Annotated in this window: 21 protein-coding genes; 7 read left to right on the top strand and 14 right to left on the bottom strand. The window is 60.4% G+C overall.

Annotated elements, in window-relative coordinates; all coding sequences use genetic code 11:
• Positions 1 to 3 precede the first annotated feature (3 nt).
• A complete protein-coding gene (locus L0U83_RS35625; RefSeq protein WP_233888845.1) occupies positions 4 to 1,296 on the top strand; it encodes an MFS transporter in 1,293 nt (430 codons plus the stop codon).
• Between the two features lie 24 nt (positions 1,297 to 1,320).
• Here L0U83_RS35625 and L0U83_RS35620 read toward each other — a convergent pair whose 3' ends face one another.
• The 4 genes from L0U83_RS35620 to L0U83_RS35605 are packed head-to-tail and all read right to left on the bottom strand — an operon-like array spanning position 1,321 to position 3,643.
• Positions 1,321 to 1,626 carry an NIPSNAP family protein gene (locus L0U83_RS35620; protein ID WP_233888844.1) on the bottom strand — a complete coding sequence of 102 codons (306 nt, stop codon included), beginning with the start codon at positions 1,624 to 1,626 and terminating at the stop codon, positions 1,321 to 1,323.
• A gap of 53 nt (positions 1,627 to 1,679) precedes the next feature.
• Positions 1,680 to 2,189 (bottom strand): DUF1697 domain-containing protein, encoded by a 510-nt coding sequence (locus L0U83_RS35615; protein WP_233888842.1) that lies wholly within the window; start codon positions 2,187 to 2,189, stop codon positions 1,680 to 1,682.
• A gap of 23 nt (positions 2,190 to 2,212) precedes the next feature.
• Positions 2,213 to 2,950 carry a Pr6Pr family membrane protein gene (locus L0U83_RS35610; protein ID WP_233888840.1) on the bottom strand — a complete coding sequence of 246 codons (738 nt, stop codon included), beginning with the start codon at positions 2,948 to 2,950 and terminating at the stop codon, positions 2,213 to 2,215.
• Between the two features lie 60 nt (positions 2,951 to 3,010).
• On the bottom strand, positions 3,011 to 3,643 hold the full coding sequence (locus L0U83_RS35605) for a TetR/AcrR family transcriptional regulator (RefSeq protein ID WP_233888838.1): 633 nt from the start codon (positions 3,641 to 3,643) through the stop codon (positions 3,011 to 3,013).
• Positions 3,644 to 3,767: 124 nt separating this feature from the next.
• Between L0U83_RS35605 and L0U83_RS35600 the strand changes: the two genes are divergently transcribed.
• The gene (locus L0U83_RS35600; protein ID WP_373321176.1) at positions 3,768 to 4,196 is read left to right on the top strand and encodes a hypothetical protein; all 429 of its coding nucleotides are present in this window, start codon (positions 3,768 to 3,770) and stop codon (positions 4,194 to 4,196) included.
• A 211-nt stretch (positions 4,197 to 4,407) separates the two neighbouring features.
• On the opposite strand, the gene L0U83_RS35595 is transcribed toward L0U83_RS35600, so the two are convergent.
• The 3 genes from L0U83_RS35595 to L0U83_RS35585 form a co-directional block, all read right to left on the bottom strand.
• Entirely contained in the window at positions 4,408 to 5,049 is a 642-nt protein-coding gene (locus L0U83_RS35595) for a hypothetical protein (protein ID WP_233888837.1), read from the bottom strand.
• 66 nt (positions 5,050 to 5,115) lie between these two features.
• On the bottom strand, positions 5,116 to 5,508 hold the full coding sequence (locus L0U83_RS35590; RefSeq protein WP_233888835.1) for an SRPBCC family protein: 393 nt from the start codon (positions 5,506 to 5,508) through the stop codon (positions 5,116 to 5,118).
• 117 nt (positions 5,509 to 5,625) lie between these two features.
• Positions 5,626 to 6,726 (bottom strand): DMT family transporter, encoded by a 1,101-nt coding sequence (locus L0U83_RS35585; RefSeq protein ID WP_233888833.1) that lies wholly within the window; start codon positions 6,724 to 6,726, stop codon positions 5,626 to 5,628.
• A gap of 398 nt (positions 6,727 to 7,124) precedes the next feature.
• Between L0U83_RS35585 and L0U83_RS35580 the strand changes: the two genes are divergently transcribed.
• Positions 7,125 to 8,432: an MFS transporter gene (locus L0U83_RS35580; protein ID WP_233888832.1), complete on the top strand. Its 1,308-nt coding sequence runs from the start codon at positions 7,125 to 7,127 to the stop codon at positions 8,430 to 8,432.
• 35 nt (positions 8,433 to 8,467) lie between these two features.
• Here L0U83_RS35580 and L0U83_RS35575 read toward each other — a convergent pair whose 3' ends face one another.
• Entirely contained in the window at positions 8,468 to 8,665 is a 198-nt protein-coding gene (locus L0U83_RS35575) for a hypothetical protein (protein ID WP_233888831.1), read from the bottom strand.
• A gap of 161 nt (positions 8,666 to 8,826) precedes the next feature.
• On the opposite strand from L0U83_RS35575, the gene L0U83_RS35570 reads away from it, so the two are divergent.
• The 3 genes from L0U83_RS35570 (at position 8,827) to L0U83_RS35560 (ending at position 11,929) form a co-directional block, all read left to right on the top strand.
• Positions 8,827 to 9,582 (top strand): class II aldolase/adducin family protein, encoded by a 756-nt coding sequence (locus L0U83_RS35570; RefSeq protein ID WP_233888830.1) that lies wholly within the window; start codon positions 8,827 to 8,829, stop codon positions 9,580 to 9,582.
• Positions 9,583 to 9,799: 217 nt separating this feature from the next.
• Positions 9,800 to 10,687 carry an alpha/beta fold hydrolase gene (locus L0U83_RS35565; protein ID WP_233888829.1) on the top strand — a complete coding sequence of 296 codons (888 nt, stop codon included), beginning with the start codon at positions 9,800 to 9,802 and terminating at the stop codon, positions 10,685 to 10,687.
• 252 nt (positions 10,688 to 10,939) lie between these two features.
• Positions 10,940 to 11,929 (top strand): 2-hydroxyacid dehydrogenase, encoded by a 990-nt coding sequence (locus L0U83_RS35560; RefSeq protein WP_233888828.1) that lies wholly within the window; start codon positions 10,940 to 10,942, stop codon positions 11,927 to 11,929.
• A gap of 391 nt (positions 11,930 to 12,320) precedes the next feature.
• Here L0U83_RS35560 and L0U83_RS35555 read toward each other — a convergent pair whose 3' ends face one another.
• The gene (locus L0U83_RS35555; RefSeq protein ID WP_233888827.1) at positions 12,321 to 12,761 is read right to left on the bottom strand and encodes a cupin domain-containing protein; all 441 of its coding nucleotides are present in this window, start codon (positions 12,759 to 12,761) and stop codon (positions 12,321 to 12,323) included.
• A gap of 264 nt (positions 12,762 to 13,025) precedes the next feature.
• Positions 13,026 to 13,439 carry a VOC family protein gene (locus L0U83_RS35550; protein WP_233888826.1) on the bottom strand — a complete coding sequence of 138 codons (414 nt, stop codon included), beginning with the start codon at positions 13,437 to 13,439 and terminating at the stop codon, positions 13,026 to 13,028.
• A gap of 307 nt (positions 13,440 to 13,746) precedes the next feature.
• Here L0U83_RS35550 and L0U83_RS35545 point away from each other — a divergent pair, with 307 nt between their 5' ends.
• A complete protein-coding gene (locus L0U83_RS35545) occupies positions 13,747 to 14,673 on the top strand; it encodes a LysR family transcriptional regulator (protein WP_233888825.1) in 927 nt (308 codons plus the stop codon).
• Between the two features lie 68 nt (positions 14,674 to 14,741).
• Here the strand turns inward: L0U83_RS35545 and L0U83_RS35540 are convergent, their stop codons facing one another.
• The 4 genes from L0U83_RS35540 to L0U83_RS35525 all read right to left on the bottom strand — a co-directional run bounded on the left by L0U83_RS35540 (position 14,742) and on the right by L0U83_RS35525 (position 18,777).
• The gene (locus L0U83_RS35540) at positions 14,742 to 15,740 is read right to left on the bottom strand and encodes a transketolase family protein (RefSeq protein WP_233888824.1); all 999 of its coding nucleotides are present in this window, start codon (positions 15,738 to 15,740) and stop codon (positions 14,742 to 14,744) included.
• Positions 15,737 to 16,591 carry a transketolase gene (locus tag L0U83_RS35535; RefSeq protein ID WP_233888823.1) on the bottom strand — a complete coding sequence of 285 codons (855 nt, stop codon included), beginning with the start codon at positions 16,589 to 16,591 and terminating at the stop codon, positions 15,737 to 15,739. Before L0U83_RS35535 ends, L0U83_RS35540 begins: the two co-directional genes overlap by 4 nt.
• Positions 16,592 to 16,627: 36 nt before the next feature.
• A complete protein-coding gene (locus L0U83_RS35530; RefSeq protein ID WP_233888821.1) occupies positions 16,628 to 17,956 on the bottom strand; it encodes an MFS transporter in 1,329 nt (442 codons plus the stop codon).
• Between the two features lie 71 nt (positions 17,957 to 18,027).
• The gene (locus L0U83_RS35525; protein WP_233888820.1) at positions 18,028 to 18,777 is read right to left on the bottom strand and encodes an SDR family NAD(P)-dependent oxidoreductase; all 750 of its coding nucleotides are present in this window, start codon (positions 18,775 to 18,777) and stop codon (positions 18,028 to 18,030) included.
• Positions 18,778 to 18,796 lie beyond the last annotated feature (19 nt).

Here is an 18,796-nt window from a genome sequence, read left to right as displayed (position 1 = left end):
TTGATGAATACAACGACATCCGCAGGAAACGCCAACCGATGGTTGCTCGTCTTCGCGCTTGGCTATCTCGCGCTGCTGGTGGACGGCGCGGACGTCGTGATGTACGGCCTCACGCTCACGCGCATCAAGAACGAATTCGGGTTGACCAACGTCGAGGCGGGCGCGCTCGGCAGCCTGACACTCCTTGGCATGGCGATTGGCGGGATTCTTGGCGGCTGGGCGAGCGACTCATTCGGGCGCGTGCGCGTGGTGGTCTGGGCGATGATGCTGTTCTCGGTGGGCGCGGGCCTGCTCGGTCTCACGCACAGCTTCCTCGAATTCGCGGTCGTGCGCTTCATCAGCTCGATGGGTATTGGCTGCATGGTGCTGGTAAGCACGCTCGTGGCGGAATACGTGCCCATGGCGCGGCGCTCGCTGATACTCGGCGTGCTGCAAACGGCGATTTCGGCAGGCTATATTACCGTGATCGCGCTCAGCACCTGGATCCTGCCGCACTATGGCTGGCGCATGCTGTTTTATGTGGCGGCGGCGCCTGTGGTGCTCGCGGTGGCGATTCACTTCTTCGTGCCAGAGCCGCCGAGCTGGCGCATGAGCGAGGCTGCGGCTCGCCCGAGCGGCCGCCGCTGGCGCGACAACCGCTATGCATTGATTTTCGCGGATCGCCAGGCGCGCAGGATGTTCATCTTCTGGTCGCTCGCTTCCGTGTTCGCGCTTTCCGGGTTCTACGGCCTGAACAACTGGTTGCCCACGTATCTGGAGAGCGAATTGCACATCAAATTCAGCTCGATGACGGGGTACATGACCGCGACGTGGGTCGTAGCGTTCATCGGCAAGATCGTGGCGGGTTGGCTGGGCGACCGCTGGAGCCGACGTGGTGTGTATGTGCTGGGCTGTATCGGCGCGGCCGTCTTTCTGCCCGTCATCGTGCTTTTCCACACCCGCGAAAACATTGGGTGGCTGATGCTCGTGTTCGGCTTTCTGTATGGCGTCCCGTTGGGCACGATTGGCACGTTCATGTCGGAGAGCTTCGAAACGCGCATTCGCGGCACGGCTGTTGGCGGCTCGTATAACGTGGGGCGTTTTTGTTCGGGCGCGGCGCCTGTCGTGATCGGTTATATCGCCACGCAGTTTTCGATCGGCATGGGCTTTCTTGTGGTTGGCGCGGTGTTTTTCCTGAGCGGCGTGACGGCGCTGTTCATTCCGGATCGCCTGCACGATACGAGCGTGGGCGATCCGGGGCTGGCGAATCGGGAGACGCAGCAGCAGGCATTGGCTACCGCGACGGGCAGGGGGTGATGCGTAGCGCTTGTGCAGTGCCCGCTACGACAACACCGGCCTGAAAAAACTCCGCTCGTAACTCACGATACAACGTGTATCGGCGGCATAGCGAAATGCGGCCTGGCACTCGGCGTCCTTCATCGAATCGGCGCGGTACGTTTCATAGGCTGCGAGACTCGGAAACGAAAAGAGTGCGAGCGCGATATTGTTGGCGCCTTCGGAAGGCAGGAAGTAGCCGTGATGCGTGCCGCCGAACTTTTCGACGAGTGGAACCCACATTCTGGCGTACGTTTCGAATTCTTCGAGCTGGTACGGATCGATTACGTAACGCAGGTAGCAGGTAATCATTGGTTTTTCTCTGGATTGTTGAAGAGCTGTGTGCAGCGCGATTCAAGTGGAGGTCACGCTTGCGCCATCTCCAGAAGCTTCGCCACGGTATTCATGTTGCGTGACGTTCCAGCCTTCGCCGCGGCGATTTTGAGCTTCGACCGCCCGATGCCGTCCTTGTAAAACACATAGATCTCGCGGGTACCCAGGCGGAATTCTTCCGCGTTCTGGCCGCTCACATTGTCGAGTGCGTCAGCAGGCGGCGGCGTGTCGAGAAAGATGGCGACAGTGCGATCAGGCGCGGCAGCGGGAAAAGGATTGTCTTGCTGCACCGCGGCCAATTCCGTCGCCGTACGCACCACTACTCCAACGGGCTTGCCCGCATAAGCGTCCAGGTTCTCCTCGAGTTTCTTTTTCACCGTTGCTTCGGCGAGCCGACTCTCGAACACCACGTTGCCGCTCGCGATATAGGTACGCACGTGCGTGAAGCCGAGCGCTTCGCACATGTCGCGAAGTTCGGACATGGGGAGCTTGCCGGTTCCGCCGACATTCACGGCGCGTAGAAGGGCGATATAGACAGGCATGGGTTTGATCGAGAAATGGCGAGTTAGTCCGGGCGCTGCAACGCCGATGCGCCGAGCCTATCGTTTTGCGCAACGGCGGGGCGCCTTCTCGCGTTGATCGTCACGAAGACCGTCATCAACACCATGAAGGCGGCGAGCAGCAAGGCGCTGTTGACGAGCACGTGCGCATAGCCGAGTTGCCCGACGTCGATGAACGGATAGGGATAGAAGTCCGTCTCGCTGCCGCGCCAGAAGGTGAGCGCGAGATAGCCCAGCGGATAGACGAGCCAGGCGAGGCGATCGCGAGCGCTAAGGGTCAAGCGCGGCACGAACAGCAGCCAATACGCTGCGCATAACAGCGGAATCAGGCTATGCAGGCTTTCGTTGAGCAACGCGCGATAGCCGTGTGGCGTCCAGAGATGGCGCAGCAATAAATTGTAAGTAATGCCAACGAAGACGATGTACACCGTCACTGCGCTCACTGTGCCCGGAGCACGGAAGAAGCGCGCCGGCCACGCGCGCAGGCGCAGCGCAATGCAGGTGAAGGTGAGCGCGACGAGCAACACCGTGAGATTGGTCAGATAGGCCGAAAGCCGGCCGATGGCTTCGAACACATCGAAGCCGCGCAGCACCATGCGCTGAATCGTAATGTCGGCTTGCGCGGCGAGCGCGCCCCACGCGAGCAGCGCGATCGCACCCGCCAATGCGGTGGCGTAGGGGCTTTGGGGCTGCGCCGCCGCGGACAGCGGCACGGCAGCCGCGGGTTGCGGTTGTTCGGGCATGGAGCGATGGTAGCGCACAAAGATCATGCGCGCGTGACGCCGCTTTCCTTCTTTAGCAGGCTATTTGCCGCCAGCGCGCTGCGCAGCCGAAACGAGATACAGGCGCACGAGATCACGAAGTTCGGCCATCAGGACGGCCCGCGCCGAGGGTTCTTCGTTGGCGATGCTAGCGACGCCCTTGAGCATGTGAATCAGCACGATCGCCATGACTTTTGCCCTGGCCGGCTTGAGATGCGCGATCGCGCGGATCAGGATGCCGGCCACGCCGCTGCGCATCGCTTCGCGAAAGCGCTTGCGGTGGTCGTCGCTACCGCTGCGGGCGTCGACGAGCGCAACGGCGAAGCTGCGTTGCGACTGCAACAGCAGCACGAAGTCGATGAGCGCATCGGCTACGGCCTCGAGGGTCATCTCCGGAACCTGTTGCTCGAGGTCGGCGAGTCCGTTCTTTGCCTGCTGTGCGTAACGCAGCAACAGCGCCTCGGCCAGCGCCTCTTTGGTCGGGAAGAAGCGGTACAGCGAGCCGATCGCCGTCGACGAGCGCGCCGCGATTTCGGTCATGGTGGCCGCGTCGTAACCCTTTTCGGTGAAAACGGCGACAGCGGCGTCCATGATCGCGGCCACACGCTGGCGGCCCCTTTCGCGTTTGGGTTCGGTGGGGCGCGCGGGTTGCGCCACAGGCGTGGTGGGCGTCATGACGATATCTTCTAATGCGAGGATATGATGGAAATTCCTCGCATATTAGCATATGGGATTCTTGCCGATGAAGGGCCATAAAGAAGCACAGGCACACGCCAGCCGATCCCGAATGAATTGACTTATGCGAGGCCACTCTCTACTATTATTTGCGAGGATGCCCTCGCATTTCGGCGCGGCGCTCGCCGTCGCTGCATGCCATTGTGCTGCCCCTTCCTGTTTGTACGTTCGAGGTTACGACATGCCGTATTTGTGGCTCTTTTTCGCTGGTGCGTTCTTTTGCAATGCGATCCCGCATCTGGCCTCCGGCCTGCAGGGGCTGCCTTTTCCCACACCCTTTGCACGTCCGCGAGGGCGGGGCGACTCGTCGCCCGTCGTGAATGTGATTTGGGGCTTCGTGAATATCGTGATCGCGTTGGCGCTTGGCGTGCACCGGCTTCAGGAGCCTGCAACGAGCGAAGACGTCGTCGCGGTGCTGGCGGGCGCGCTCGTCATGGGGCTTTTTCTTGCGTTTCATTTCGGCGCGGTTCAGAGGGAAAAGCACGCCAATTGAGACCGAAATTGTGGCCGGGAACGAGGCCGGGAACGAGGCTGAAGCAGGCTGCCGCAAAATTGTGAAAAAACTGTTGCGCAGCTTAGGGGAAAACCCTATACTTAACCCGTCTCCTCCATGTCTCCTCCTGATATGGATTCAGCCCGCTCTCTCAAGCGGGCTTTTTCTTTTCCAGCGGCCGGTTGCACGGGCTGCCAGCCATCCTCGCCAATTATTCCTTTACGAACACAAGGTCGCATTTACGCGCTGTCGTGCGCGAACCGCTGCCTGAAGTCGCGTCGAACTGTGCGCTGACCTCGTACGAATAGGGCGCTTTGGCGTTGGCATGCCCCATCGCGTGGGGCGATGGCGGGGTCAGACCTTGGGCGACGAGCGTGGCCGATCCGTCGGGTTCGAGCTTGCCGTCCAGCGTGAGCCAGCCACCCGCGTCTCTTTCACCGTGCTCACCGTGCAGGACGTTTTCCTGGATTTCTGCTGGAAATTGGTATCGGTAGCCGGTTGTACCGACGGCACCCTTGGGGCACGTGAGCGTCACGTTCCAGCTGCCGTCGAAGGTGCCTGCGGCGTGTGAAGCCGATGTTGCCGCAAGGCCCGCACAGACGGCGATACATTGCACGGCCAACGTTAATTTTCCTGCCCCCATTACGGCTCCCATTTTCGAGTCATCTGGCACTATTCTGAGCGCAAACGGCGTGCCGGTATGGGCGCCGTCGCACAGTCCCTGGATCGTCCGGGAATATTGGCGAAGCGTCGTTTGTGCAACTAACTGCCTAGCCCGACCACAACACTCGAATTTGGCCCGCGCGTTCGCAAAAGAAGTACAGCCATTGGCGTGAATGACACCCGTCTTCAAGGCGCCCGGCGCAAAAGCACAGGTGCGCGCGCCGTGGCCGCGAAGACGACTGCCCAGTGACCATGCTTATCGCCGGGCGAGATTGCGCTTGAGCGCCGCGCAGCCCGCATCCGTGAGCAGTTCGACCATCTGGATCCGATCGTCAGGCTTGAAGTCGCTTATCCAGACCACGCGGCAACGTTCGGGTGAATCCTGCATCACCTGGAGCGTCGCATGATGATGCTCGAATCGCCCGCCGCCCACGGTGTAGGCGAGGCGCATGTGCGCGTCGTCGACGACGATCACGCGTTCCTCGATGACGGTGCCGTCGGCGAACGTGACCCATCGCACGTCGTTTTCCATGCGCGCCTCGGTCAGCACGCCGGCGAATACGTGCGCGACGTTGGCGGGATCGCGCAGCGCGGTCCATACGTCTTGCGCCGCGGCTTCAACGGGGATGTCCCGGAACACGGTAGCCATCGCATATGCCTCCTTCGTTTTGTGTGACGAGTCGTGCATCGTGCGCGCGCAAAGCGCGGCGGTCCTGGGAAATCTTGACGTCGTTTTCGGCGGAAGTGGCTGCTGCTCGTCCCACCGTCAATGGGCGTGCCGATGGTGCACGTCAGGGTAGTGCGCGTGGCTATGCGTAATTGGCGCGTGACGGTGCGCATGCGTGTGCGGCTCGGTGCCGTCCCAGGCGAAATCGTGCTCGTGCCGATGATGTTCGTCATGCCGGTGAGCGTGGGTGTGTTCGAGCGGCTCGTGCGTGTGCGTGTGGTCATGCCGCTCGCGCACGTGCAGCCACACACCAAACGCCATCAGCGCGAGCGCGAGCCAGAAAGCGAGTGGAGGGCGCTCAGGCCACAGCAACAATGAAAGCGCCACGCCGAAGAGCGGCGCCACGGAGAAGTAAGCGCCGGTGCGCGCCGTGCCGAGATGGCGCAGCGAGACGACGAAGAGCACGAGGCTCACGCCATAGCCCGCGAACCCCACGGCCATGGCGCCGCCGGTTGCCTGCCAGGCGGGCCAGTGCGCGCCTGCGGCGAGCGCAATGCCGATATTCACGGGCCCAGCCACGAGCCCCTTGGTGCAGGCCACGACCATCGCGTCATTGGTCGAGACCTTGCGGGTGAGGTTGTTGTCGATGGCCCAGCACAGGCACGCGAGCGCGACGAGCAGCGCGCCGGGCGCGATGCCTGACGCAACGCCAGACACCGTGCCGGCATGCGTGCCGGGCCAGGAGAGCAGCACGCCGCCCGCCACGATCGCCAGCATGCCCGCCGCGATCTGCGCATCGAAGTTTTCGCGAAAACAGACCCATGCGATGAGCGCCGTTAGCACGCCTTCCAGGTTCAACAGCAGCGCACTTGTGGCGGCGGGTGTGGTGTTCAGGCCGAGCATGAGCAGGGCGGGAGCCGCCACGCCGCCCGCGGCGATCGCGCCGGCGAGCCATGGCAATTCGGCCAGGCGCAGCGGGTCGTGTGCGGGCTCATGCGCGACGGCTGGATCGCCGCGGTGCGCCGAGAGTCGGCGTAACAGCAGTACGACCGCGAGCCCCGAACCGCTGCCGAGATAGAAGAGCCCCGCGAGCATGAATGGCGACACGCTGCCGAGCAGCGCCTTGGCGAGCGGCGTGGTGATGCCGAACAGGGCGGCGGCGAGCAGCGCCGTGAAGATGGTGTGCCGATGGGAGTTCATCGCAGGCTCAAAGGGGGAAAGACGACGAACAGAGCGTAGAAGAAGCGCGATGGTCGCGCAAGCGGCTGCGCTGGGATGGGGCGCGGCCTGACTACTTTCTTGTCGCTGGGTTAAGCGCGCAGCCCAGCGGAAACCTCGACCGGATAAACCCGAAATTGCAACTTATCTTGCAGTTGCGCGGCAAGGCACCCACTACCCTTGCCTTACGAAACTGAAAAGGAGTGATGTCAGGGCCACGAAGCCCAATGGCCATTTGCGCAGTGCGTATCAAGGCGTTCCTGTAAGCGGGGCGATATGCGATCGAATCCGCTTCTCGGCCAGACGGAGCGGGCGCGCCGTGTGAATGCGATACAGCAGGCTCTTTGTGCGCGTCCCCACCTTTAACAAAGGACTCCAGAATGTCAGACATTACCGCATTTCAGTACACGAGTTCCTCGACGGATCTCGAAAGGACTTATCTAAAGGTAACGAGAAAAGTCGTTCCGTTACTTTTCTTCTGTTATCTGCTTGCCTACCTCGATCGAATCAACATTGGCTATGCCCAATTGCAGATGCGGTTCGACCTACATTTTTCGGACGCCGTATATGGGTTGGGCGCCAGCATGTTCTTTGTGGGGTACGTGCTCTTTGAGGTACCCAGTAACGTGCTTTTGAAGAAAGTCGGAGCGCGTAAAACAATGCTTCGCATCATGCTTTGCTGGGGTGTCGTTTCAATGGGCACCATGTTCGTAGCGAATCCGCTTGAATTCTATGTGGCGAGGTTCTTCCTTGGCGTGTTCGAAGCTGGCTTCTTTCCGGGTATCCTCTTTTACCTGACTCTATGGTTTCCGGCTGATCGGCGGGCTCGCATCGTTGCTTTCTTTATGGCCGCCACGGTCGCAGCGGGCTTGATTTCCGGTCCCGTTTCGGGCTACTTACTGCAAAACATGAACGGCGTTCACGGCTTGCGAGGGTGGCAATGGATGTTTCTGCTCGAGGGATTGCCGACGGTCCTCTTAGGCATTGCAACTTATCTTTTGCTCGTCGATCAGCCGTCCGCTGCCAGATGGCTTTCTGTCGCGGAGAAAGATGCCATCGCGCGAGATCTCGCAGAAAAATCACGCGACATACCGGCGGAGACTGCACGTGTTCGTAAGGTGTTTCGTGATATGTCGGTCTACAGACTCGCAGCGCTCTATTTCGCCATGAGCTGCGCCGCTTATGCGCTGAGCTTCTGGATGCCATCTATGATCGAACGGGCCGGAGCAGCGGGCCTGCAACGAATCGGTTTGCTCTCCCTCATTCCCTACGCGTGCGGAATTGTGGCGATGATCTGGTACAGCCGCCACTCTGACAGGACACGGGAGCGGCGATGGCACTTCGCGTTTGCCGTGCTGCTTTGCGCCGTGACGCTCTCCCTTTGCAACTGGACGGAAGGGTTGCTGTGGACCTCTATCGCACTGATTTCCGTCGCGTTGGCCGCAGTGATATCGTCGTTCCCAGTCTTCTGGGCCGTGGCGACGTCGGTGCTTCGCAAGGAATCCATGGCTGTCGGTATCGCTATCGTTACGAGCCTGGGTGCCGTTTCGGGAATCATCTGTCCGTACGCAATTGGCCTGATAAAGACATCGACGGGAAGCCTCGATGCTGGGCTCTATTCCTGCTCGGTTCTTCTTTTGGTGGCCAGCGTTGTCATGCTTCGCATGAAAGCAGACCTGGAAAAATAAGGTAAGGGATGCACGGCTGATCGCGCTTGAGACGTTTAGCAGTCGTCTTCCTGGAGCTTCAGCAACGCCTCTCTTGAAAGTATTTGTATGCGGCCGTAGTGAAGGGAAATCGCGCAAATTCTGGCGATGATGCTCGATATCACTCGCAGAAGCGCCTGCTGCGTGTCCCGAGCCAGTGAGCCATACCACGGATTCGCGCGCATCTGGTCAGATGCCTGTTCGATGAAAGTCATTTGAAAACTCGATTGGGCGGTGAGAGGCGCAAAAAATGGAAGATATCTTGCGGTCTGAAGATAGGCGCTTCTGTACTCTATGGTCAAGTTGACGGCCAAAGCAACCATGTTGAACCCGTCAGCGTTTCCTGATCCAACCTCAACAACTTCAAGGAGACATCATGCGAATCCCCTCGCTGAAAAATACCGTCAGTGCTGATGAGTGGCAGCTCCGCTGCGACCTCGCTGCATGTTATCGCCTCGTGGCGCTTCATGGCTGGACCGATCTGATCTTTACTCACATCAGCGCGCGAATGCCTGGTCCTGACCATCGGTTCCTGATCAACCCGTACGGGCTCCTGTTCGAAGAGGTCACCGCATCGTCGCTCATCATGGTCAACACCGAAGGCCAGCGACTCTCGAATTCGGAGTTCGACGTAAATCGCGCTGGCTTTGTGATCCATAGCGCGATTCATGCTGCGCGCGAGGACGTGCAGTGCGTATTGCACACACATACGCGCGCGGGCGTCGCCGTGAGCGCACAGAAGAACGGCCTGTTGCCGATTTCCCAGCAATCGACCTTCGTGCTCGACTCGCTCGGGTATCACGATTACGAGGGCGTGGCGCTTCGAGATGACGAAAAACCGCGCTTGCAGGACGACCTTGGGCACGCCAACTATCTGATGCTCAGGAACCATGGCCTGCTGACCGTCGGAAAGACCATTGCCGACGCATTCCTGCAGATGTACATCTTCGAGACTGCGTGCCAGATCCAGCTATCAGCGCAAGCGGGAGGAGAACTGACGCTTGTCGACCCGGCTATTCTGGCCACAGCGGCGTCGGCGAAGAACGTTCAGACAGACGGGGTAGGAGGCTCCTTTGTGTGGCCGGCGATGATTCGCAAACTGGACCGTATTGACGACAGTTATCGTTCGTAGGGAAGTGCTCTGGGGCAAGCACGAAACTTTCGGGAGAGGGAACTCTCCCTTTCTCGCCGTCGATGAATACGCGCCCTGAATGTAACGCGAAGGGCGCGTTGAAACTATGCACCCGATATTCGTGACCGCGCATCGTTTTGTGGATTGTCACGATAATGATGTGTATTCCAAATTATCCAGGCAGACCAATCGAGCTTGCCCGTAGGAGGAGCGAGACATGACACAAAGCACAGACGCATGGAAAGCCCGGGGAAACTACTTTACCTACCGTGGGCACAATATCTTCTGGCGCGATGAAGGGCGAGCGGATGCCCCCGTTTTACTTTTGATCCATGGCTTTCCGACGGCTTCGTGGGACTGGCTACACGTCTGGCCGAATCTGCTCGGGCGTTACAGATTGCTCACGCTCGACATGATCGGGTTCGGCTATTCGGACAAGCCGCGAGATTACACATACTCGATCCTCGATCAGGCCAATCTTTACGATCAATTCCTTGCGATGCGTGGTGTCGGCGAATTCCACATTCTGGCTCACGACTACGGCGACTCGGTGGCACAGGAAATGGTAGCCCGGGATATTGAACGATCAGATCGACCGAAACTCCGAAGTGCCTGCTTCCTCAACGGCGGCCTTTTCCCTGAAACGCACAGGCGCGTGCGCTTTCAGTCGCTGCTGCTCTCGCCGATTGGGCCGCTCGTGTCTTTGCTGACGACCAAAAGAAAACTGTCTGAAAACATGAGTGCGGTTTTCGGGAAACAATATCCGCCAGACGCCGAAACGCTCGACTCCATGTGGGATTTGTTGCGTGAACGGCACGGCGAGCGAATCATGCACAAACTCATCAATTACATCCCGGATCGCATCGAGCATCGCGAAAGATGGGTGGGCGCGCTCCAGGCAGCGGAGATTCCGCTCAAGCTGATCGTTGGCCCTGTAGATCCCATCTCCGGGAGCCACATGGTCGATCGCTATCGCGAACTGGTGCCCCGTTCCGACGTCACGCAATTACCCGGTGTCGGACACTACCCGCAAGTTCAGGCGCCGAGCGCTGTGACCACCAGTTACTTCGAGTTCCGCGACCGGTTGGCAACTGTGTGTTCGTGAATCGGCGCCGACCACCGCAGCCAGCACGATTCCAGTGACGTAGGTCGTTTCGGCGCGCCCGGCTCCCAGGTCAACGTCAGCGATACCTAAAGAACCCACGTTTGCAAGTTTCCTTGCAGTTGCGATTCAGGGCAGCCGTTACGCTTGACGTACGCATTGAAAAGTAGCGCAGAGCCCATCACTGACTGGCTCGTCGTTTTGTTTAATTGTGCGCCGCGCCATTCGGCGCTGTGCACAGTGTGGAGATAGAGCGTGCAGAAGATTCTGGTAGCCGGTCCGACCTTTCCGGACGTGATCGACCGACTCAAACACTATTTCGCAGTCGACTGGAACCAGGGCAACGTACTCACCGCCGACGAACTGCTTCAGCGCCTGGCGGACAAGGACGGCGCACTGACCGCGGGCGAACCCATCACGGCTGCGGTGCTCGCGGCAGCGCCGCGCTTGCGCGTCGTGTCGAACATGGCCGTTGGTTTCAACAACTTCGACATCGCCGCGTTCAATGCGGTCAATGTCCTCGCGACCAACACGCCTGAGGTGCTGAACGAATCAGTGGCCGACTTCGGCTGGGCGCTGATGATGGCGGCGGCGCGCCGCGTGACCGAGTCAGAGCACTGGCTGCGCGCCGGCAAGTGGCAGAAGTTTCAATACGACGCCTTTCTCGGTACCGATATTCACGGCTCGACCCTCGGCATTGTCGGCATGGGCCGCATCGGACAGGCGCTCGCCCGCCGCGCGCGCGGCTTCAACATGCGCGTCGTCTACCACAACCGTGCGCGTGTGGCGCCGCAGATCGAAGCGGAGTTGAACGCGGAGTATGTGTCGAAGGAACAACTGCTGCGCTGCGCGGATCATGTCGTTCTCGTCCTGCCGTACACGCCCGATAACCGTCATACGATCGGCGTCGCTGAACTCGCGCAGATGAAGCCGGCCGCGACACTCACCAACATCGCGCGTGGCGGTATCGTCGACGACGCGGCGCTTGCTGATGCGCTGCGCGCGAGGCGTATCGGCGCTGCCGCTCTTGACGTGTTCGAAGATGAACCGCGCGTGCATCCGGATCTTCTTACGTTGCCGAACGTCGTGCTGACGCCGCATATCGCGAGCGCGACTGAAGCGACGCGCCGCGCAATGGCGAACCTGGCTGCCGACAATCTGATCGCTGGTCTTGGCGAGGGGCCGCGGGCCGGGCGTCCGCCGAATCCGGTCAATCCCGAAGTGCTTGGCAAGGCGCGCTCGTGACTGGGGCAGCGCGCCTCGCGTGGACGATTTTTTAAGTCGATTGAATACAGATGGCGACCATGATGTCGTACTGGCGTGTCGGCGTTGGGCAGACGAAGTGCGCCCCCGAAGCGCGGTCATCCCGGCGATCTATCTGGGCGTATGGGAGTGCCGCCGTCGGCGGATGGTGCCGCATACCGGGCGCACTGAGCGCGCAGGCCATGACGCGAGCGGGCTTCGATTGGATGTGCATCGACATGCATCACTGGCTCGAATTCCTCGATGTCGCCAGCGGGATACTGGCGCCTCGAGGCATCCTGGTCCGGGAACCATAAAGCATTAACTTGGGCAGCAGATAAGTGTCGATTCTGCCTCTTTCGTGCCAGGTTTTTGCGCTGGCTTGAATGAGGAGTCACTTCGGGGTGCCAGGAACGAGCCCGTAGCCCGACATCACTGCCAACAACTTCTGGCGGTCAGGCGGTCCGCCGGCATTCACAACTCCCTGTACATCGAGAAAGTATTGTGCACCCAGGTCAGGGGTAAGGACGATTAGTGCCTTGGCAGTGGCCGGATGAGGGTTGCTGAACGCGTGGACTGAGCCCTTGGGCGTATGCATCCACTGACCCGGTGCCAGATCCCTGACAACACCATCAACGGAATATCGGATGAGCCCCTCCAAGGCATATACGAATTCTTCATTGTGAGTGTGACTATGTGGTGGCGGAACGTTTGCTCCCGGGGTGATCGTCAACTCGAAGACGCCCATGCCATTTGTGGCGGATCCGTCTATGAGATAGCGCACTGTCAGGCCACCAATCGTGATTGGCTCAATCGTGGATGCGTCTTTGGTCATCGCGAATACTCCGAACGGGAAAGGGGGCATCAGCGGAGGCGCCGGGGGCAACAAATCTGGGGTGCCAGGCAATCGCGCCTGACGCAGACGGCTGACTCGATACTGCAAACATACTGTCTGCAGCCGAGCGCACAGGAATGTGCGGCCGCCCACGGAAAAAGCGGATTGAATGCGTCATGGCCGTTTGCTTCCGCCTGGAGATCTACCGAAACAGCCTTCGTTCTGGAGAGGGCGTCTCCGTTCCCGTTGCATGCGAAGGAACATTTAGCCGTGCGGAGGGGCGGCGCTCATGTCCATCCACATCACTTCCCAAATATGACCGTCCGGATCTTCGAAACTGCGGCCATACATGAAGCCGAGGTCCTGCACCGGCGTCGGGTCCGCCTGACCGCCGGCGTCAGCCGCCTTGTCGACCAGGCTGGACACCTCTTCGCGGCCACTCGCGGAAAGACACAGCAGCACCTGCGCGTCGACGTGCGCATCGATGATCCGCTTGTTCGTGAATTGGCGCCACTTGTCGTGTGTGAGAAGCATGGCGTAAATCGTGTCGGAAAACACCATGCACGCGGCGGTATCATCACTGAACGCGGGATTCCTGGCCGCGCCAACAGCCTCATAGAACGCGATTGATCGCTGCAGGTCCGTCACGGGCAGGTTGATGAAGATCTGCTTGCTCATTATTTACCTTTCGATGGATGCCGCCGCGAGATTGCCGCGGCACTTGATTGACGAGTGAATGCAGTAAGTACGGCGCCTCAATGAGGCGTCATCGTACTGTCTGCGCAGCCGGACATTGACCACACTTCCGCACTCGGAGCAGGCCCGGCCAGGCGCCCGACGTCTAACACGCAACGCCGGACGAGCGGCCAGGTATCACGTTCCGCGCTCACGCCGCTCATTGAGTTTTGGCAGATTCACGCCGTCGATGCGGTCAACGGTGCTATCGTGCATGCCAGCTCAACTATCACTCCAATCGTTTATCGTAATGGCCTCCATCATCGAGCATGATCTTCGCCGCTTCGATCTCAATCTGCTGCTGGTTTTCCGTGCGCTCATGCAGGAACGCCACGTCACACGTGCTGCGGAACGTTTGTTTCTTGGTCAGCCCGCAGTGAGCGGCGCGCTGAAGCGACTGCGCGCAGCTTTCGGTGACGAACTATTCGTGCGTAGCCGCGTGGGCATGGAGCCGACGCCGCGTGCTCTGGAGTTGTCGCAGCAGATAGAAATGCTGCTTCTTGGCCTGCATCAGGCTATGCGAACTCAACAACCGTTTGAACCGCTACACGCGACGCGGACGTTCCGGGTAGGTGTTTCTGAGTCGATTTCGATAACGCTATTTCCATCTTTGTTGAAGGCGCTTGCCGCTGAGGCACCGGGCGTCAAGCTCATCACTCTCGATACGGACTGCCACCGTGTCTCCGGCATGCTTGAGCGCAACGAAATCGAGGTCGCGCTAGGCGTATTCAACCATCGTGCTCCGTGGCAACAACAGCGCACTCTGTTGGACTGGCGCATGGTCTGCATCTACAACCCGGAGCTGATACGAACGCGTGGCAAGGCACTCAACATGCGCGAGTTTCTGGCGTATCCGCATTTGCTCGCGTCGTTCAACGGAGAGCCGCGAGGATTCATCGACGAGTGGCTGGAGGCACAGGGCAAGCCACGGCGTGTGGTGTTCTCCAACCCGCACTTCGCCGCGCAACCTTTCATTGCGCGCGACAACCCCGTCCTGGCTACGGTCCCCGATTACATCGCCGGCACATGGAGTCGCAGTCTGGGACTGCACGTCAGCCCACTGCCGTTCAGCACCCCTATTCATCAGGTCAGCGCTTTGTGGAATACCGCTCAACAAGGCGACGCTGGCCTTGGCTGGCTCATCGAGTTGATCGGGCAGGTGGTCCGAACGAGTTGAGTGGCACCACCGCCGGGCTAAATGTAAGCAGAAAGCGATCAGCGTTCCTGATCGGTCGTGACACACTTTCACGCGAGCCACGTTTTGATAGACGCGGCCATCGACCCAGTCGAAATGCCGTAGCGGTCGTGCAGCGTTGGCAGGGCGCCCGCATCGAGAAACTCGTCAGGCAGCGCGATTTGCCGGAACGGCGGCGTCACGCCCGCGCAGAGCAGCGCGCGGGCCACGGCTTCGCCGAGTCCGCCGATCACCGTATGATTTTCTGCGACGATCACCATGCGGCCCGTACGCTTCGCTTCGCGCAGGATCGTGGCGGTATCGAGCGGCTTGATGGTCGGCACGTGCAGCACGGCGACGCCGATGTTGTCCGCTTCCAGCGCCTTCGCGACTTCGAGCGAGCGCATCGTCATGATCCCGGATGAGATCAGTAGCACGTCGTTGCCGTCGCGCAGCAGCTTCGCCTTGCCGAGTTCGAACTTGTAGTCGTATTCGTCGAGGACGGCGGGCACGTTGCCGCGCAACAGGCGCGCGTAGACGGGGCCTTTGTGCGCGGCGATGGCCGGCACCATCTGCTCGATATCGAGCGCGTCGCACGGATCGATCACTGTCATGTTCGGCATCGCGCGCATCAGCGCGAGATCTTCAGCTGCCTGGTGACTCGGGCCATAGCCTGTCGTGAGACCAGGCAGTGCTGCCACAATCTTCACGTCGAGGTTGTCCTCAGCGATTGCCTGATGGATAAAGTCATAGGCGCGGCGCGTGGCGAACACCGCATAGGTTGTCACGAACGGCTGTGCGCCTTCATGCGCGAAGCCTGCCGCGGCACCCATCAGCAACTGTTCGGCCATGCCCATCTGGTAATAGCGCTCAGGGAATGCTTTCGCGAAGATATGCAGGTCGGTGTATTTGCCGAGGTCTGCCGTCATGCCGATCACGTCGGTCTTCGTGCGTGCGAGTTCGGCAAGTGCGTGGCCGAACGGCGCGGAACGGGTCGTCTGGCCTTCTCCCGCAATCGACGCGATCATCGCCGATGTTTTCAGGCGCGGCTTTTTCTCAACGGTGCTCATGCTTTTCTCCCTGCTTCGAGTGCTTCGAGTGCTTCGAGCGCGAGTTGCCACTCGTGCGCGTCGACGCGGATAAAGTGGTTCTTTTCGCGTTGTTCGAGGAACGGTACGCCGCAGCCCATCTTCGTGTCGCACACGATGATGCGCGGTTGCGGCTTGTCGTGATTGCGCGCGTTATCGAAAGCCAGCTTCACGGCTTCAATGTCGTTGCCGTTCACGCGCTGCGTGTGCCAGCCGAATGCCTCGAGTTTCTCGACGAGAGGCTCGAACGCCATGATTTGCGTCGAGGGGCCGTCGGCCTGCTGATTGTTCACATCGACCATCGCGATCAGGTTGTCGAGCTTCCAGTGCGCGGCGGACATCAGGCCTTCCCAGATCGCGCCTTCGTCGAGTTCGCCATCGGAGAAGAGGGTGTAGACGAACGCGTTCGACCCTTTGCGCTTGAGCCCGAGGCAGCGGCCCACGGCAATCGTCAGGCCGTGGCCAAGCGAGCCCCCCGACATTTCCATTCCCGGCGTATAGCTCACCATGCCGGACATGGGCAGTCGGCTGTCATCGCTGCCATAGGTTTCGAGTTCTTCTGCTGGCAGGATGCCGGCTTCGAAGAGCGCGGCGTACAGCGCAATCGCGTAGTGACCATTGGACAACAGGAAGCGGTCGCGATCTTCCCATTCGGGGTCCTGCGCGCGGTAGCGCATGGCGTCGAAGTACGCCACGGCCAGTACATCTGCGATGTCGAGCGCCTGGCCGATATAGCCCTGGCCTTGTACTTCGCCCATCAGCAGCGCGTTTCTCCTGATCCGGTACGCGCGCTCAGCGAGCGAGACGTCCTCGGTAATGATTTCGGTGTCCATGTATTGCTCCTTTGATATCGAAGGAATCGTGATGCGTCAGCGGTTGACGGACCTGGCCGGGACGAGGAACACGAGCGCGGCACCCAGCGTCACCGCCACGGAGATAAAGATGAGACCCGCGGTCGATTTGCCGGTCAGATCATTGAGCCAGCCGACGATGGCCGGTGAGAAGAATCCCGCCAGATTGGCGAAACAGTTCACGGCGGCGATGCCCGCAGCGGCCGATACTCCGCCAAGCAGTGAAGTCGGCAACGACCAGAATTGCGAAGACGATGCGAGGATGCCGGCGGCAGCAACACTCAGGCAGATAATCGATGCCGCGACGCTGCCCAGCGCAGGCAAGGCTGCGAAACCCGCTGCTGCAATCAGCATCGGAATCGCGAGGTGGAAGCGGCGTTCGCGTCGGCGGTCTGCGCTCATGCCGATCAGCGGCAGCGCGATGAGCGCGCACAGGTAGGGAATCGCGGTGAAAATGCCGACCCACAGTGGGTCCGATACACCCGCTTTGCGCACGATGGTGGGCAGCCAGAAAGTCAGACCGTACTGGCCGAGCACGACGCAGAAGTAGATCGCAGCCATCAGCCACAGGCGGCGGTCGCCGATGAACGCCCTGATCGAGAGGTGAGCCGTCTTGTGCGCATTGTCTCCGGCGACATTGCGGGCGAGCAGTGCCTTTTCGGAGTCGGTGAGCCACTTTGCCTTCGCGATGCTGTCATCGAGGTACAGCAGGATTGCGATGCCGAGCACCAGCGATGGCACGGCTTCGAGCAGGAACAGCCACTTCCATCCCGCCATCGACATTGCGCCCTGGAGCGAATGCATGATCGAACCCGACAGCGGGCCGCCGATGATGCCTGCCAGCGGAATCGCCATGAAGAACAGCGACAATGCTTTCGCACGGCGCGCGGAGGGAAACCAATAGGTCAGGTACAAGATCACGCCCGGAGCAAATCCCGCTTCGGCCACGCCGAGCAAAAAGCGCAGCATGTAGAAGGCAGTTGGCGATTTGACGAACACGAAGCTCGCGGATATAACCGCCCACGTGAGCATGATCCGCGCAAGCCACTTGCGCGCACCGACCCTGTGAAGAATGAGGTTGCTTGGTACTTCGAACAGAAAGTAGCCGAGAAAGAAGATGCCCGCGCCTACACCGTAGACGGTCTCGCTGAAGCGCAAATCGCTCAGCATCTGCAGTTTCGCAAAGCCCACGTTGACGCGATCGAGATATGCGCCCAGATAGCACAGCATCAGAAAGGGAATCAAACGGCGGCTGACCTTTGCGTAGGTTTTGGCCTCGAATGTCGGCGAGTCGCCGCGCGGGATCGCATCGCCCGCAACGGGCGGTGCGGTGTATCTGGATTTCATGTGTCTGTCTCCTGCCACGGCCCCGGTTTGTCCCAGGTGCTTAGGAATGCTGCGCAAGCGCGGCGTTGTCGTCAGTGAATCAGCATGCCGCCGTTCACGTCGAGTGTGATGCCCGTCAGGTAGGTCGAGAGGTCACTGACCAGAAAGAGGCAGGCGTTCGCGACATCAACTGCATCGCCGAGCCGCCCGAGGGGGATGCCCTTGATGATTTCTGCGCGCATGTCGGGCGTCAGTTTGTCGCCCGTGATGTCCGTCTGGATAAGACCTGGCGTGATGGAATTGATACGGATGCGATCCGCGCCAAACTCGCGCGCCATGGCTTTGGCGAGCCCGAGCACGCCCGCTTTGGCGGCGCTGTAGTGCGGTCCGCCGAAGATGCCGCCGCCGCGTTGCGCGGAAACGGACGACATGCAGACGATGCTGCCGCCGTTTTGCTCCTTCATTGCGGGAATCACCGCCTGCGACATATAGAGGGTGCCACGCAGATTGACGTCGATGATCGCGTCGAAATCCTTGCCGCCGATTTCGAGCGTGCGAACCGGCTGCGTGATACCTGCATTATTGATGAGGCCATCGATGCGGCCGTAGCGTTCGAGCGTCGCACGCGCAGCGGCTACACAAGCGTCCTTGTCGGTGACATCGCAGGCGAGGCCGAGATGGTCAGGGCCGAGATCGGCGGCGGCAGCTTGCGCGTCTGCCTTGCGCAGGTCGAGGATCACGACGCGCGCGCCCTGTGCGGCCAGCGCCTTTGCGGTCGCCTTGCCGATACCACGGGGCGATGCCGCGCCCGTCACCACGATAACCTTGTTCTCGAGCAGCATTGCTTGTCTCCTGAGTGTT

The organism is Paraburkholderia flagellata (assembly GCF_021390645.1).
Classification (GTDB): Bacteria; Pseudomonadota; Gammaproteobacteria; order Burkholderiales; family Burkholderiaceae; genus Paraburkholderia; species Paraburkholderia flagellata.
Note: the sequence above shows the minus strand (reverse complement) of the source record. Positions and strands in the feature narration are given on the sequence as shown.

What these genes read in the sequence shown, in the direction of transcription:
- L0U83_RS35625 (WP_233888845.1), top strand. Translation starts at nt 4, where the DNA reads ATGAATACAACGACATCCGCAGGAAACGCCAACCGATGGTTGCTCGTC.
- L0U83_RS35620 (WP_233888844.1), bottom strand. Translation starts at nt 1,626, where the DNA reads ATGATTACCTGCTACCTGCGTTACGTAATCGATCCGTACCAGCTCGAA.
- L0U83_RS35615 (WP_233888842.1), bottom strand. Translation starts at nt 2,189, where the DNA reads ATGCCTGTCTATATCGCCCTTCTACGCGCCGTGAATGTCGGCGGAACC.
- L0U83_RS35610 (WP_233888840.1), bottom strand. Translation starts at nt 2,950, where the DNA reads ATGCCCGAACAACCGCAACCCGCGGCTGCCGTGCCGCTGTCCGCGGCG.
- L0U83_RS35605 (WP_233888838.1), bottom strand. Translation starts at nt 3,643, where the DNA reads ATGACGCCCACCACGCCTGTGGCGCAACCCGCGCGCCCCACCGAACCC.
- L0U83_RS35600 (WP_373321176.1), top strand. Translation starts at nt 3,768, where the DNA reads ATGCGAGGCCACTCTCTACTATTATTTGCGAGGATGCCCTCGCATTTC.
- L0U83_RS35590 (WP_233888835.1), bottom strand. Translation starts at nt 5,508, where the DNA reads ATGGCTACCGTGTTCCGGGACATCCCCGTTGAAGCCGCGGCGCAAGAC.
- L0U83_RS35585 (WP_233888833.1), bottom strand. Translation starts at nt 6,726, where the DNA reads ATGAACTCCCATCGGCACACCATCTTCACGGCGCTGCTCGCCGCCGCC.
- L0U83_RS35580 (WP_233888832.1), top strand. Translation starts at nt 7,125, where the DNA reads ATGTCAGACATTACCGCATTTCAGTACACGAGTTCCTCGACGGATCTC.
- L0U83_RS35575 (WP_233888831.1), bottom strand. Translation starts at nt 8,665, where the DNA reads ATGACTTTCATCGAACAGGCATCTGACCAGATGCGCGCGAATCCGTGG.
- L0U83_RS35570 (WP_233888830.1), top strand. Translation starts at nt 8,827, where the DNA reads ATGCGAATCCCCTCGCTGAAAAATACCGTCAGTGCTGATGAGTGGCAG.
- L0U83_RS35565 (WP_233888829.1), top strand. Translation starts at nt 9,800, where the DNA reads ATGACACAAAGCACAGACGCATGGAAAGCCCGGGGAAACTACTTTACC.
- L0U83_RS35555 (WP_233888827.1), bottom strand. Translation starts at nt 12,761, where the DNA reads ATGACCAAAGACGCATCCACGATTGAGCCAATCACGATTGGTGGCCTG.
- L0U83_RS35550 (WP_233888826.1), bottom strand. Translation starts at nt 13,439, where the DNA reads ATGAGCAAGCAGATCTTCATCAACCTGCCCGTGACGGACCTGCAGCGA.
- L0U83_RS35545 (WP_233888825.1), top strand. Translation starts at nt 13,747, where the DNA reads ATGGCCTCCATCATCGAGCATGATCTTCGCCGCTTCGATCTCAATCTG.
- L0U83_RS35540 (WP_233888824.1), bottom strand. Translation starts at nt 15,740, where the DNA reads ATGAGCACCGTTGAGAAAAAGCCGCGCCTGAAAACATCGGCGATGATC.
- L0U83_RS35535 (WP_233888823.1), bottom strand. Translation starts at nt 16,591, where the DNA reads ATGGACACCGAAATCATTACCGAGGACGTCTCGCTCGCTGAGCGCGCG.
- L0U83_RS35530 (WP_233888821.1), bottom strand. Translation starts at nt 17,956, where the DNA reads ATGAAATCCAGATACACCGCACCGCCCGTTGCGGGCGATGCGATCCCG.
- L0U83_RS35525 (WP_233888820.1), bottom strand. Translation starts at nt 18,777, where the DNA reads ATGCTGCTCGAGAACAAGGTTATCGTGGTGACGGGCGCGGCATCGCCC.